The following is a 14,074-nucleotide window of genomic DNA, read 5'->3' as shown; positions in this document are numbered from 1 at the left end:
CGGTGCGGCTCGCTAGCCTTGGAGCGTGAGCTCCGACTACTCCGCACGCCATCTCTCCGTCCTCGAAGGGCTCGAGGCGGTCCGGAAGCGTCCCGGCATGTACATCGGCTCGACCGACTCCCGCGGGCTCATGCACTGCCTGTGGGAGATCATCGACAACTCCGTGGACGAAGCCCTGGCGGGGCACGGTGACGAGATCGGTGTCGTGCTGCACGCCGACGGCTCGGTCGAGGTCCGCGACACCGCGCGCGGCATCCCGGTCGACGTCGAGCCGAAGACCGGGCTGACCGGGGTCGAGGTCGTGTTCACCAAGCTGCACGCCGGCGGCAAGTTCGGATCCGGCTCCTACGCGGCCTCCGGTGGTCTGCACGGGGTCGGCGCATCCGTCGTGAACGCCCTGTCGGAGCGGCTCGACGTCGAGGTCGACCGCGGCGGCAAGACCTACGCCATGTCGTTCCACCGGGGCGAGCCCGGCACGTTCGACGACGCGAAGGGGATCGGCCCGGACGCACCCTTCACCCCCTTCACCTCGGGCAGCGAGCTCCGCGTCGTCGGCAAGGTCAAGAAGGGCGTCACGGGCTCCCGCATCCGCTACTGGGCCGATCGGCAGATCTTCACGGCCGACGCCCGCTTCAGCACCGACGACCTCGTCACCCGCGCCCGACAGACGGCGTTCCTCGTGCCGGGGCTCGGCATCACCATCACCGACTCGCGGGTGTCCTCGATCGAGGCTGCCGCCGCACGCGCCGAGTCGACCGGCACCACCGTGGAGACCGGCCCGGTGGTCGAGCGCTTCCGGTACGAGGGCGGCATCGGCGAGTTCGTCGAGCACCTGGCGGTCGACACCGCCATCACCGATGTCTGGCGCATCCAGGGCACAGGCACGTTCACCGAGACGGTCCCGATGCTCGACGACAAGGGGCACATGGTGTCCACGTCGGTCGAGCGTTCCTGCGAGGTCGACGTCGCGCTCCGCTGGGGCAGCGGGTACGAGACCGTGTTCCGGAGCTTCGTCAACATCATCGCGACGCCGAAGGGCGGGACCCACCAGGCCGGGTTCGAGTCCGGTCTCGTCAAGGCGGTGCGGGCACAGGTCGAGGCGAACGCCCGCAAGCTCAAGGTGGGGCAGGACAAGCTCGACAAGGACGACGTCCTCGCGGGCCTGACCGCCGTGTTGACCGTCCGGCTGCCGGAGCCGCAGTTCGAGGGACAGACGAAGGAGATCCTCGGCACCCCGGCCGTGCGCAAGATCGTCGACCAGGTGGTGTCGAAGCGGATGACCGAGCTCCTCACCTCGACGCAGCGCACCGAGAAGGCGCAGGCGGCGACCCTCCTCGAGAAGGTCGTCTCCGAGATGAAGACCCGCATCTCCGCCCGCGCCCACAAGGAGACCCAGCGCCGCAAGAACGCACTCGAGAACTCGTCCCTGCCGACGAAGCTCGCCGACTGCCGTTCCCAGGAGACCGAGGGCACCGAGCTGTTCATCGTCGAGGGGGACTCGGCGCTCGGCACGGCGAAGCTCGCCCGGAACAGCGAGTACCAGGCGCTGCTGCCGATCCGCGGCAAGATCCTCAACGTGCAGAAGGCGTCCGTCTCGGACATGCTGTCGAACGTCGAGTGCGCCTCGATCATCCAGGTCATCGGTGCGGGCTCCGGCCGCACGTTCGAGATCGACCAGGCGCGCTACGGCAAGGTCATCATCATGTCCGACGCCGACGTCGACGGTGCGCACATCCGCACCCTGCTGCTGACGCTCTTCTTCCGGTACATGCGCCCGATGATCGAGCAGGGACGGGTCTTCGCGGCCGTGCCGCCGCTGCACCGGGTCGTCGTCGTGAACAGCGGCAAGCCGAACGACACGTTGTACACGTACTCCGAGCAGGAGCTCCAGCGGGTCCTCAAGAAGCTCGAGAAGACCGGCAAGAAGTACCAGGAGCCCATCCAGCGCTACAAGGGCCTGGGGGAGATGGACGCCGACCAGCTCGCCGAGACCACGATGGACCGGACCCACCGCACCCTGCGCCGCGTGAACATCAGCGATGCCGAGAGCGCCGCCAAGGTGTTCGAGCTGCTCATGGGCAACGACGTCGCCCCGCGCAAGGAGTTCATCCTGGCCGGCGAGGGGCTCGACCGGGACCGCATCGACGCGTAGGGGCGACGTGCCGGCCGCCGGCCGCGCCGTGCGGCTGGCTGGCTCCTCGGCGGCATGGCTGTCCGGCTGGCTGTGCAGCTGCGCGGCGGTAGGCGGTGCTACGAGGGCGACTTGGTGGCGCGAAAGCGTCTCGGTGCCGGGAATGCGGCGGTGGCGCTCAAGTGCGGCGGTGCCGCGAAAGCGACCCGGTCCTGCGCGAGCGACTCCGAGCCGCCGTCGTACGCGCTCTGTTCCGCGAGAGCGACAGGATCCCGCCGACAGTTCCCGCCGTTCTGTCGCTTTCGCGCGGCAGGGCAATGGGGCACCCGCTCTCGCCCCGCCGCCGCCGCGCCGCCGCCCCGCCGCGCCGCCTCGCTTCCGCGTGGTGGCGACGGGGCCGCTCCGCGACCTACTTCTGCGTGGACGGACGGGAGGCCCGTGGCGGGGTCGACCCGCGCCTCCCGTCCGTCAACTGCGCCGGTTCCTTCGCGAAAGCGACAGTCCTGCACGAACCATTCGCGCAGGACTGTCGCTTTCGCAGCACCAGCCCACCGCGGCCACTGGCCGACGGCCGCAGCCCGCAGCGACGGCCGCAGGCCGCAGGCCGCAGCCCCGCAGGCCGCAGCCCGCGGGCCGCCGTCCGCAGACCGCCGCTGCGGCAACCGCAGCAGCGGCAGCCGCAGCACCGGCAGCCGCAGCGCGCGGGAGCGGTTGCGCTCCTACGCCTCGCCGGCGGTGCCGTCGAGCGTCGCGGCGCTGCCGCCGATCGAGCCGATGACGGCCTCGAGCGGCGCCCCCGACCCGTCGCGCTTCGACAGCCAGTCCGGCAGCGTGCGTGCTGCGCCGTCGGTGCCGACGGCGTGCGGCGGAGCGATGCCGGCCCAGCCCACGGTCAGGCCGTCCTCGCCCTTCAGGAACGCGTGCGCCCGGACACCCTGCGTGGCACGGCCCTTCGCCGGGAACTCGGACAGCGCCGACACCTTCGCCCGACCGGCGTCGGTGCCGGGCAGCGCGGTCGAGGTCGTCGACACGGTGGCGACCACGGCCTCGTCGGACCGGGAGACGGACCCGAACCAGACGACCGCGGCCCCCGCCGCGAGTGCGACGCCGGCGACGCCACCGGCCGGCAGGCCCTGCGGCCGCACGGCCGACGCCGGGAACCGCAGCAGCTGCGCGTTCGACGTGATGAACACGAGGTCGTCGGACTCCGGAGCCTGCGCAGCGCCGACCACGGCGTCGCCCGGCTTGAGACCGATGGCGGGGAACTCCGGCTTGTCGGGCCAGGCGCCGGGCACGACCCGCTTCACGACGCCCTGCACGGTGCCGATCGCGAGCGAGTCCGACGAAGCGCCGGACAGGTCGACGAGTGCCACGACGGTCTCGCCCTTGGTCAGGGTGAGGAAGTCGGTGACCCGCACGCCGGCGTCCAGCCGCACCGCCGCGGGCGGGACCGCCGGGACGTCGACGGGCGACATCCGCAGCACCCGACCCGTGGAGGTCAGCGCGCCGACCTGCCCGCGCACGGAACTCACGATCGCCGAACGGACGGCGTCGTGCTTGGAGCGCTTCGGGACCCGCACGATGCCGAGCTCGGACGTCGGGATGTCGACGCGCACGAGCCGCCCGGTGGTCGAGAGCAGCACACGGCACGGTGAGTCGGCGATCTGCAACGACTCGGGGTCCACCGCGGCCTTGCGGCCGCCCCGCACCGGGGCGTCGGCCTCGGTGAGCAGGGTCCGGCGCGGGGTCGCGAACCGGTCGGAGACCTCGGTCAGCTCGAGCGCGACCTGGGCGCGCAGCCGCTCGTCCGACGCCAGCAGTTCCTCGAGGGCGGCGATGTCGGCGAGGAGCTGGTCGCGTTCGGCCTCGAGCTCCATGCGCGAGAACTTCGTCAGGCGGCGCAGGCGCAGTTCGAGGATGTACTCGGCCTGGACCTCGGACAGGTCGAAGACGTCACGCAGGCGGTTGCGCGCGGCCTCGGAGTCGTCCGAGGTGCGGATGACCTGGATGACCTCGTCGATGTCGAGGATCGCGACGAGCAGGCCCTCGACCAGGTGCAGCCGTTCCCGACGCCGGGCCAACCGGTACTGCGACCGGCGGGTGACGACGTCCAGACGGTGCTGCACGTACACGTCGAGGAGCTCGCGCAGCCCGAGCGTGCGCGGGGAGCCCCCGACGAGCGCCACGTTGTTGATGCCGAAGCCGTCCTCGAGCGGGGTGTGCTTGTACAGCTGCTCGAGCACGGCGGTCGGGTTGAAGCCGCTCTTGATCTCGATGACCAGCCGCAGCCCGTGGTTGCGGTCGGTCAGGTCCTTGACGTCGGAGATGCCGACGAGCTTCTTCGACTGGACGCCGTCCTTGATCTTCTCGATCACGCGTTCCGGCCCGACCAGGTACGGCAGCTCGGTCACGACGAGGCCGACCCGCCGCGGGGTCAGGTTCTCGATGCTGACCTTCGACCGGGTGCGGAACGAACCGCGCCCCGTCGCGTAGGCGTCGCGGACCCCGGACAGCCCGACGATCGTGCCACCACCGGGCAGGTCGGGGCCGGGGACGAACTCCATGAGCTCGTCGAGCGTGGCGCCGGGGTTCATGAGCAGGTGCTTCGCGGCCTCGACGACCTCGCCGAGGTTGTGCGGTGCCATGTTCGTCGCCATGCCGACCGCGATGCCGGAGGCGCCGTTGACGAGGAGGTTCGGGAATGCCGCGGGCAGCACGCCCGGCTGCATGATCTGGTTGTCGTAGTTCGGGACGAAGTCGACGACGTCCTCGCCCAGGCCCTCGGTCATCGCCATCGAGGGCTCGGCGAGCCGCGCCTCGGTGTACCGGGCCGCGGCGGGACCGTCGTCGAGCGAGCCGAAGTTGCCGTGCCCGTCGACGAGCGGCACCCGCATCGTGAAGGGCTGGGCCATGCGGACGAGCGCGTCGTAGATGGCACCGTCGCCGTGGGGGTGCAGCTTGCCCATGACCTCGCCCGTCACCCGGGCGCTCTTGACGTGTCCGCGGTCCGGCCGCAGGCCCATCTCGGCCATCTGGTACAGGATCCGCCGCTGGACCGGCTTCAGGCCGTCGCGGGCATCCGGCAGTGCGCGCGAGTAGATGACGGAGTACGCGTACTCGAGGAACGACCCCTGCATCTCCTCGGAGACGTCGATCTCCTCGATGCGCTCACCGTCGGGCAGCCCGACTGCGTCCGTGCGTGCCATGGCACCTTTCTGGGCGGACAGACCGCGCTGGCTGGCCAGCGTCGTCTGGAAGACCGCGGTCTGGAAGACTCTGTGGAATGGGAACCAGCGTACCGACGGCCCCCGACGCCGCCGCGAACCTCGCCGACGTCCTGCCGAGTTGCCTCGTCGCGCTCGGCGCTGCGGACGACACGTGGTTGCGCGAGAGCGGCCTGGAGGCCCGGATCACCCTCCGCCCCGCCCGTTCCGCGGTCGTCGTGCTGGTCGACGGCCTCGGTGCCGGCGCGCTGTCCGCGCGCGCCGGACACGCCCGCTGGCTCGCCGCCGCGAAGGGGACCGGCACCGCGAAGAAGCTGCGGAGCGGGTTCCCGACGACCACGGCCGCCGCGCTCACGACGCTCACGACCGGGCGCTCGCCCGGCACTCACGGGGTCGTCGGCTACAGCGGTTGGGAACCCGGTTCCGGCACCGTCGTCAACCTGCTGAGCGGGTGGGACAGCCAGGTCCCGGCGGGGTGGCTGCTGTCCGACACCCTGTTCACCAGCGCGACCGGGCTCGGCGTCGACCCGGTGGTGGTCGGTCCCGACCGCTACCGGTCGTCGGGCATGACCGCGAACGTGCTCGGCGGGGCACGCTACGTCTCGGCCGACTCGATCCCGGACCGCGTCGACGCGGCCCTCGCTGCGACGGCGACCGGCCGCTCGCTCGTCTACCTGTACGTGCCGGAGCTCGACTCGATCGGGCACAAGCACGGCTGGCAGTCGGACCGGTGGACCGCGTCGCTCGAACTGCTCGACGGGGAGCTCGCCCGGCTCGACGCCCGGTCGGCTGCCGACGTCGGCGTGCTCGTGACGGCGGACCACGGCGTGCTCGACGTCCCCGAGCACGCGAACATCGCCATCGACCCGCTGCTGCTCACCGACGTCGTCGGCGTCGCGGGGGACCCGCGTTGCCGGCAGTTCACCGTCGCCCCCGGCACCGACGTCCGGGCACTGGTCGGTGCCTTCCGGGCGAAGTACGGCAAGAAGGCCTTCGTGGCGAGCCGTGACGAGGCCGTCGAGGCGGGCTGGTTCGGCACCGTCGACCCGCGGGTCGCGCCGCGGATCGGCGACGTGGTCCTGGTCGCCCGTGGTTCCTGGGCCTTCAACGACGACCGGGCACTGCGTGCGAACGAGACGCCTCGCCGGATGGTCGGCCAGCACGGCGCCATGACGGACGACGAACTGTTCGTCCCGCTCCGGCTCGCCGGAGCCTTCGCCTAGGCGACCGACCGCCGCGGGACGGCCCGGGTCAGGCGGGGTCGTCGTCCGGACGGGTGCCGAAGACGATCTCGTCCCAGCTCGGCATCGACCGACGGTTGCGCTTGCGACGCTCCTGACGCCCCTCGGCCTCGGGGGCGGAGGTCGGACGGTCCTCGGCCGGCTGCGGCGCCGTCCCGCGGGCGTCGTCGTCCTCGAACCCCTGCAGCGGGATGTCCACGACGCTGATCGACGTGCCGCGGGGCTCGTCGCGCTGGTCCGTGAACGAGGCGGCCTCGCGCTCTCCGCGTCGGCGACGCAGGGCCTCGAGCAGGTCGGCGGTCTCGTTGCCGGGCGCTCGCTCGTCCACCACGGCCTGGCCGATGCGGGGCAGCGGCGCACGCAGGGGCGCGCGGTCCACGGGCTCGGGCTCGGCGGGGGCCTCGTCGGGCTCGTCGACGCGGAACGCGCCCGAGTCGAAGCGGGTGCCGTCGTCGTCCGGCTGCTCGTACTCGACGGCGCGCAGGCGCGGGGCGATGCCTTCGTCCTCGGTGTGCGACAGGCGGTGGGCGTCGCCGTTGTCCGGCACCAGGGTCGACGTCTTCGGGTCGAAGCGCCACTGCGCGTCGTGCTCGACCTCGGCCGCCGTGTAGCGCACGCGCACCTGCCAGCCGCTCTCCGGGTGCTTCCAGGAGCCCCAGGTGATCGCGGTGGCCTCGCCGGCCTCGAGCTTGGCGGTGATCGCCTCGCCGAAGGTGTCGGGGGCCTGGTCGTCGACCGGGGTCACCGGGACGCGGTGCGAGGCGTCGAGGATGAACGCACGTTCGGCGAGCACCGGGCCCTCGAACCGACGCACGTACTCGACGTCCACGTCGAGCGCGGCGGCGACGTCCGCGGCGTCGGCGCCGCCACGGATGCGTGCCTGGACGTCCTTCGGGGAGACCCGCTTCTGCGGTCCCGCCTCCGGGTTCGCCTGGCGGACCTGCCCCGGCAGCGACGACGTGACGGGCAACCGGAACTCGGTGCCGCCGTCGGTCGCCAGGAGGAGTGCGCCGGACTCGACTCCGATGACTCTCACGTCTTGCATGGTTCCGCCTTCCGAGCATCGCGTACGGTCGTGCGTCGTACCCCGTGAGTATGCAGTCACCGCGCGGCGTTCCGTGGGAGGCGCACGGGCGTGCCGCGGACTGCGCGACGGACGTTGTCGGACAGCGGGAATGTCCGGTGTCGACCGCGGGTTGCAGGGCCACGACGACCCGCCGAAGCACTCGGTTTGCGCTCCGGCGGGACGTGGTGCAAACTGTCGCCGCCGATCACCCGGCGACGACCTCTCGATACGAGAAATGGATGGGCATGGCCACCGATTACGACGCCCCCCGGAAGACCGACGACAACTCCGACTCGGAGTCGATCGAGGCCCTCAAGGAGCGCGTTCCCGACAAGATGTCGGGGGTCGTCGACGATGATTCGGACAACCCCGGCAGCTTCGAACTCGCCGGACAGGACCTCAGCGACGTCGACCTCGACGTCGTGGTGCTGCCCCCGCAGGTCGATGAGTTCACCTGCGTCGAGTGCTTCCTCGTGAAGCACCGCTCCCAGCTCGACCACGAGTCGAAGCTCGGACCGGTCTGCGCCGAGTGCGCAGCGCTCTAGACGCACCGATCACCGAAGGCCCGTTGTTCCCCGGAGCAGCGGGCCTTCGCCGTCCCCGCAGTTCCGCGCGTGGTGTGCTGTTCTGCGCGTGGTGTGCTGTTCTGCGCGTGGTGGGTCGAATCGCGCGTGGTGAGTCGGATCGCGCGTAGGGAGCCCTTCCTTCCGGCCTCCTACGCGCGATTTGTCCTCCTACGCGCGGGACTGCTGCGCGGAACAGCCACCCATGCGCGGAACAGCTTCCCACGCGCGAACAGCCACCCACGCGCGGAACTGCACCCGCGCGGAACCGCCCGTCAGGACCGCAGCGCCTCGACGACCTTGGCGGGCTGGCGGACGCTGACGAGCCAGTACGGCGTGGGGTCGGCGTCGTCGCGGACCTCGACCTTCACGACGTCGCGCACGTACCCGCGGAAGAGCGTCCACGCCCGGGCGTCGAGCCGCGGCCCGCGCTGCGTGGTGGCCTCGGCGCCCTCGTACGCCTCGACCGAGCCGACGAGTGCCCGGGGGAGTCGTGCCCGACCCGCGCGGAACTCGGTGTCGGTGACCTCGACGACGGGGGCGAGGACCCAGAGCAGGACGAGCACGCCGAGGTACATCCCGATGGCGACGAGCACGCCGGCCAGGACGCTGATGGGCAGGAAGACGAGCAGGGACGCCGGGATGACGAGGGCCGTCGCCAGGTAGAGCGCCGGGGGCGCCCAGAGTCGTTCGCGGTACAGGGTCACGGGTCCATTCGACCACGACTCGGCCGAGGTCACGGTCCGGTCACGCTCTGCACTACCCTCGTCACGTGACCGAACCAGTCGACGTCCTCTGGACCGGGGAGAACGCCCCCGGCCACGCGCACCCCGGCGACGCCGGTGCCGACCTCGTCTCGACCGAGGCCTTCGTGCTGCAGCCGGGCGAGCGACGCCTGGTCGGCACGGGCCTGCGGATCGCGCTGCCCGACGGCTACGCGGCGTTCGTCGTCCCGCGCAGCGGTCTCGCGGTGAAGCACGGCATCACGATCGTGAACGCGCCGGGGACCGTCGACGCCGGCTACCGCGGCGAGGTCAAGGTGGCGCTGCTCAACACGGACCAGACCGAGCCGTACGCGGTGCAGGTCGGCGACCGGATCGCACAGGTGATCGTGATGCCGGTGCCCCGGGTGACGTACACACGGGTGGACAAGCTGCCCGACAGCGTCCGCGGCCAGGGCGGTTTCGGTTCGTCGGGCTACGGTGACCGGAGCGGTGCCGCCAGCGGCGCCGCCGGAGACGTTCAGGAAGGAACGCGCGCATGAAGTTCGGCCGACGCAAGCGTGACGAGGTCGAGGTGGCGGAAGCCGTCGTCGACGACGTCGAGGTGGCGGACACCACGCCCGAGGTCGACATCGCGATCGATGCCGACGCAGACCTCGACGAGGTCGACGAGGTCGCCCCGACGGACAAGTCCGCGCCCGGCGACCGCGCCGAGAACGGCCCGCACGACGAGACCGAGGCGAACCTGGTCCGTCCGTACGTGGACCTCGGTGGCGTGAAGGTGCTGCCCCGCGAGGGCCTGCACCTGCGCCTCGAGGTCGAGGAGGGTTCGCAGCGCGTCGTCGCGGTGGGCCTGGACTTCGACGACTCGACCCTGCAGGTGCAGCCGTTCGCCGCCCCGCGGTCGACCGGCCTCTGGCACGAGATCCGCGCGCAGATCGCGGACCAGATCGAGCAGCAGGGCGGCACCGTGACCGAGGTCGACGGCCCGTTCGGCCCGGAGCTCCGCGCCTCGGTCCCGGTCGCGGCGGACGGCGGGGTCGCGGGCATGCGCCCGGCGCGCTTCGTCGGCGTCGACGGCCCGCGCTGGTTCCTGCGCGGCGTGATCGCCGGCAAGGCGGCCGAGCAGCCCGACGACGCGTCCGACATCGAGGAGCTGTTCCGCAGCGTCGTCGTCGTGCGCGGCACGACTCCGATGCCGCCGCGCGACCTCATCCCGCTGCACATGCCGAAGTCGACCCAGACCGCGATCTGACGCGTCACCACGTCGACCGACGACACGATCTGCCAGGAGGCCCGGTGCCGGACCACGACGACTCCCCGCGACCCGACGGGGTCACCGACGACCTCCGTGGCGCGTCGGCCGGCCGACCGGCGTCCGACGACCCCCTCGCGTCGGAGCACGCGGAGCCGCTGTCGCTGAACGCGCAGCTCCGCGACGCGGTGCGGAACGCCGGCATCGGCCAGGTCGCCCCCGGCGAGGCGCCGTCCGGCCGTGCCCTGCTCACCGCGGTCGGCGGTGTGCGCGGCCTCGCCGAGTCGGTCCTGCCCGGTCTCGCCTTCCTGGTCGTCTACGCCGTCACGAAGGAGCTCGTGCCGAGCGTCGTGATCCCGGTGGTGATCGGTGCGGTGTTCGTCGTGCTCCGGCTGCTGCAGCGGCAGTCCCTCGCGATGTCGCTCGCCGGCATCCTCGGCGTGGCGATCTCGGCCGGTCTCGCGCTCATCACGGGCAAGGCCGAGAGCAACTTCATCCCGGGCATCGTCATCAACGCCGTGTGGCTCGTCGGGCTGCTCGTGACGCTCGCGATCCGTCGTCCGCTCATCGGGCTGATCGTCGGGTTCCTGCTGCCGCCGAACGCGGACGGCTCGCACCAGGACTGGCGCGCCGACCCGGCCAAGCGCCGGGTGCTGACGGTCGCGACCTGGATCTGGGTCGGCCTCTTCGCGGTCCGGCTGCTCATCGAGGTCCCGCTCTACGTGACCGCCCAGGTGGAGCTGCTGGCCGGGATCAAGCTCATCACCGGCGTCCCGCTCTACGCGGCCGTGCTCTGGGTCACCTGGCTGCTCGTCCGCACCGTGTTCCGTCGCGAGGACGACACCGCCGCGGTGTAGAGTTGTCTCGACATCGAGACAGTTCCCGCGGGCGCTCCGGCGGCCACGGGATTAGGTTTGCCTTGCTGGTGGGACGGTCCACGGCCCGCGAAGATGAGGGCAAACCGATCAGTAGGGAGGCGGCACGGTGGCTGCAGTCAATAGCTTCGGCTCGAAGGACACACTGTCGGTTGGGGGTGTCGACTACGCGATCCACCGGATCGACACGGTTCCCGGTCACGAGAAGCTGCCGTACAGCCTGAAGGTGCTGCTCGAGAACCTGCTCCGCACCGAGGACGGCAAGAACGTCACCGAGGCGCAGATCCGCGCCCTGGGCTCCTGGCAGCCCGACGCCGAGCCCGACACCGAGATCCAGTTCTCCCCGGCCCGAGTGGTCATGCAGGACTTCACCGGCGTCCCCTGCATCGTCGACCTCGCCACCATGCGCGAGGCGATGGCGGAGATCGGTGGCGACCCGAACAAGATCAACCCGCTGTCCCCGGCCGAGATGGTCATCGACCACTCCGTCATCGCCGACCTGTTCGGCCGCGAGGACGCCCTGCAGCGCAACACCGACCTCGAGTACGAGCGCAACGGTGAGCGCTACCAGTTCCTCCGCTGGGGCCAGACCGCGTTCGAGGACTTCAAGGTCGTCCCGCCGGGCACCGGCATCGTCCACCAGGTCAACATCGAGTACCTGGCCAAGGTCACGTACACGCGCCAGTTCGACGGCGAGACGTACGCCTACCCGGACACGCTCGTCGGCACCGACTCGCACACCACGATGGTGAACGGGCTCGGCGTGCTCGGCTGGGGCGTCGGCGGCATCGAGGCCGAGGCCGCGATGCTCGGCCAGCCCGTCTCGATGCTCATCCCGAAGGTCGTCGGCTTCAAGCTCTCCGGTGAGATCCCGGCTGGTGTGACCGCGACCGACGTGGTGCTCACCATCACGCAGGAGCTCCGCAAGCACGGCGTCGTCGGCAAGTTCGTCGAGTTCTACGGCGAGGGCGTCAGCGCCGTGCCGCTCGCGAACCGCGCCACCATCGGCAACATGTCGCCGGAGTTCGGGTCGACCGCCGCCATCTTCCCCGTCGACGACGTCACGCTCGACTACCTGCGCCTCACCGGTCGCGACGAGGCCCAGATCGCCCTGGTCGAGGCCTACTCGAAGACCCAGGGCCTGTGGCACGACGCCTCGGTCGAGCCGAACTACTCCGAGTACATGGAGCTCGACCTGTCCACGGTCGTGCCCTCGATCTCCGGCCCGAAGCGCCCGCAGGACCGCATCGAGCTGTCGAAGGCCAAGGACCAGTTCGAGGTCGACCTCGCCAACTACGCGAGCATCGACCACAGCGAGCAGGACAAGGCCGTCGCCGACACCTTCCCGGCGTCCGACCCGGTGGCAGCGGCCCCCGGTGACGAGCACGCCGTGGACGACCTGCAGGACGCCCCCGGTTCCGAGGTCCCCGTGCACGCCTCGAGCGCGCCCGGCACCGTCTCGAAGCCGACCTCGGTCGCGATCGCCGACGGTGCGCCGTTCACGATCGACCACGGCGCCGTCGCGATCGCCGCGATCACGTCGTGCACGAACACGTCGAACCCGTCGGTCATGATGGCCGCCGGCATCCTGGCCCGGAACGCCGCGAAGAAGGGCCTCACCGCGAAGCCCTGGGTGAAGACCACCCTCGCGCCCGGGTCGAAGGTCGTCACCGACTACTACGAGAAGGCCGGTCTCACGACCTACCTCGAGCAGCTCGGCTTCTACACGGTCGGCTACGGCTGCACCACCTGCATCGGCAACTCGGGCCCACTGCCCGAGGAGATCTCGCAGGCCGTGCAGGACAACGACCTCGCCGTCACCGCGGTGCTCTCGGGCAACCGCAACTTCGAGGGGCGCATCAATCCCGACGTGAAGATGAACTACCTGGCGTCCCCGCCGCTGGTCATCGCGTACGCCCTGGCCGGGTCGATGCACTTCGACTTCGACAAGGACGCCCTCGGGCAGGACCAGGACGGCAACGACGTCTACCTGACGGACATCTGGCCCGACGCGGCCGAGGTGCAGCAGGTCATCGACACCTCGATCGACACCGAGATGTTCACCCACGAGTACGGCTCCGTGTTCGAGGGCGACGACCGCTGGAAGAACCTGCCGACCCCGACCGGTGACACCTTCGAGTGGGACCAGGAGTCGACCTACGTCCGGAAGCCCCCGTACTTCGAGGGCATGACGATGCAGCCCGACGCGGTGTCGGACATCTCCGGCGCCCGCGTGCTCGCGAAGCTCGGCGACTCGGTCACGACCGACCACATCTCGCCGGCTGGTTCGATCAAGGCCGACAGCCCGGCGGGTCAGTACCTCGCCGAGCACGGCGTCGACCGCAAGGACTTCAACTCCTACGGCTCGCGTCGCGGGAACCACGAGGTCATGATCCGCGGCACGTTCGCGAACATCCGTCTGCGCAACCAGCTGCTGGACGGTGTCGAGGGCGGCTACACCCGCGACTTCACGACGCCCGACGGTGACCAGTCGTTCATCTACGACGCCTCGCAGCACTACCAGGAGCAGGGCATCCCGCTCGTCATCTTCGGTGGCAAGGAGTACGGCTCCGGCTCGTCGCGCGACTGGGCGGCCAAGGGCACGAACCTGCTCGGCGTCCGTGCGGTCATCACCGAGAGCTTCGAGCGGATCCACCGCTCGAACCTCATCGGCATGGGCGTCGTCCCGCTGCAGTTCCCGGCGGGCGAGACGGTCGAGTCCCTCGGGCTCGACGGCACCGAGGTCGTCTCGATCTCCGGGCTGACCGAGCTGAACGAGGGCCGCACCCCGAAGACGGTGCACGTCACCGCGACGCCGAGCGAGCACTCGCCGGCCGGCAAGCAGCCGATCGAGTTCGACGCGGTCGTCCGCATCGACACCCCCGGTGAGGCCGACTACTACCGCAACGGCGGCATCCTGCAGTACGTGCTCCGCTCGCTCGTCTGACGCGACCCGGATACTGCCTGGAGGCGCGGTGCCAGCTGGCACCGCGCCTC

General features: G+C 71.0%; 10 protein-coding genes. 7 read left to right on the top strand and 3 right to left on the bottom strand.

The window, feature by feature from the left end; genetic code table 11:
* The first annotated feature begins 25 nt into the window (after positions 1 to 25).
* Positions 26 to 2,152, top strand: coding sequence for a DNA gyrase/topoisomerase IV subunit B (locus BIU97_RS06225; protein WP_071255059.1), 2,127 nt, complete (start codon positions 26 to 28; stop codon positions 2,150 to 2,152).
* Between the two features lie 698 nt (positions 2,153 to 2,850).
* Here the strand turns inward: BIU97_RS06225 and BIU97_RS06220 are convergent.
* A complete protein-coding gene (locus tag BIU97_RS06220; RefSeq protein WP_071255061.1) occupies positions 2,851 to 5,337 on the bottom strand; it encodes a DNA gyrase/topoisomerase IV subunit A in 2,487 nt (828 codons plus the stop codon).
* Positions 5,338 to 5,414: 77 nt separating this feature from the next.
* On the opposite strand from BIU97_RS06220, the gene BIU97_RS06215 reads away from it, so the two are divergent.
* The gene (locus BIU97_RS06215) at positions 5,415 to 6,578 is read left to right on the top strand and encodes an alkaline phosphatase family protein (RefSeq protein ID WP_071255063.1); all 1,164 of its coding nucleotides are present in this window, start codon (positions 5,415 to 5,417) and stop codon (positions 6,576 to 6,578) included.
* A gap of 28 nt (positions 6,579 to 6,606) precedes the next feature.
* Here the strand turns inward: BIU97_RS06215 and sepH are convergent, their stop codons facing one another.
* Positions 6,607 to 7,632, bottom strand: coding sequence for a septation protein SepH (gene sepH, locus BIU97_RS06210; protein ID WP_175472105.1), 1,026 nt, complete (start codon positions 7,630 to 7,632; stop codon positions 6,607 to 6,609).
* Positions 7,633 to 7,907: 275 nt separating this feature from the next.
* Between sepH and BIU97_RS06205 the strand changes: the two genes are divergently transcribed.
* Positions 7,908 to 8,207 carry a DUF4193 domain-containing protein gene (locus BIU97_RS06205; protein ID WP_031263038.1) on the top strand — a complete coding sequence of 100 codons (300 nt, stop codon included), beginning with the start codon at positions 7,908 to 7,910 and terminating at the stop codon, positions 8,205 to 8,207.
* 293 nt (positions 8,208 to 8,500) lie between these two features.
* Here BIU97_RS06205 and BIU97_RS06200 read toward each other — a convergent pair whose 3' ends face one another.
* Positions 8,501 to 8,932 (bottom strand): DUF3093 domain-containing protein, encoded by a 432-nt coding sequence (locus BIU97_RS06200; RefSeq protein WP_071255067.1) that lies wholly within the window; start codon positions 8,930 to 8,932, stop codon positions 8,501 to 8,503.
* Positions 8,933 to 8,997: 65 nt separating this feature from the next.
* On the opposite strand from BIU97_RS06200, the gene dut reads away from it, so the two are divergent.
* The 4 genes from dut to BIU97_RS06180 all read left to right on the top strand — a co-directional run bounded on the left by dut (position 8,998) and on the right by BIU97_RS06180 (position 14,024).
* Complete coding sequence (gene dut / locus BIU97_RS06195) at positions 8,998 to 9,489, top strand: dUTP diphosphatase (protein ID WP_071297253.1); 492 nt, start codon at positions 8,998 to 9,000, stop codon at positions 9,487 to 9,489.
* Positions 9,486 to 10,202 carry a DUF3710 domain-containing protein gene (locus BIU97_RS06190; protein ID WP_254782924.1) on the top strand — a complete coding sequence of 239 codons (717 nt, stop codon included), beginning with the start codon at positions 9,486 to 9,488 and terminating at the stop codon, positions 10,200 to 10,202. The genes dut and BIU97_RS06190 overlap by 4 nt, the downstream gene beginning before the upstream one ends.
* Before the next feature lie 44 nt (positions 10,203 to 10,246).
* Complete coding sequence (locus BIU97_RS06185) at positions 10,247 to 11,059, top strand: DUF3159 domain-containing protein (RefSeq protein ID WP_071255071.1); 813 nt, start codon at positions 10,247 to 10,249, stop codon at positions 11,057 to 11,059.
* A gap of 127 nt (positions 11,060 to 11,186) precedes the next feature.
* Positions 11,187 to 14,024 carry an aconitate hydratase gene (locus BIU97_RS06180; RefSeq protein WP_071255074.1) on the top strand — a complete coding sequence of 946 codons (2,838 nt, stop codon included), beginning with the start codon at positions 11,187 to 11,189 and terminating at the stop codon, positions 14,022 to 14,024.
* Positions 14,025 to 14,074 lie beyond the last annotated feature (50 nt).

The sequence above is a fragment of the Curtobacterium sp. MCBA15_009 genome, assembly GCF_001864895.1.
Taxonomy (GTDB): Bacteria; Actinomycetota; Actinomycetes; order Actinomycetales; family Microbacteriaceae; genus Curtobacterium.
The sequence above is the reverse complement of the archived record's forward strand: the minus strand, read 5'-3'. Positions and strand labels throughout refer to the sequence as shown.

Bases quoted from the DNA above. Each gene is read 5' to 3' on its own strand.
- BIU97_RS06205 (WP_031263038.1), top strand. From the start codon at position 7,908: ATGGCCACCGATTACGACGCCCCCCGGAAGACCGACGACAACTCCGAC.
- BIU97_RS06215 (WP_071255063.1), top strand. From the start codon at position 5,415: ATGGGAACCAGCGTACCGACGGCCCCCGACGCCGCCGCGAACCTCGCC.
- BIU97_RS06190 (WP_254782924.1), top strand. From the start codon at position 9,486: ATGAAGTTCGGCCGACGCAAGCGTGACGAGGTCGAGGTGGCGGAAGCC.
- BIU97_RS06220 (WP_071255061.1), bottom strand. From the start codon at position 5,337: ATGGCACGCACGGACGCAGTCGGGCTGCCCGACGGTGAGCGCATCGAG.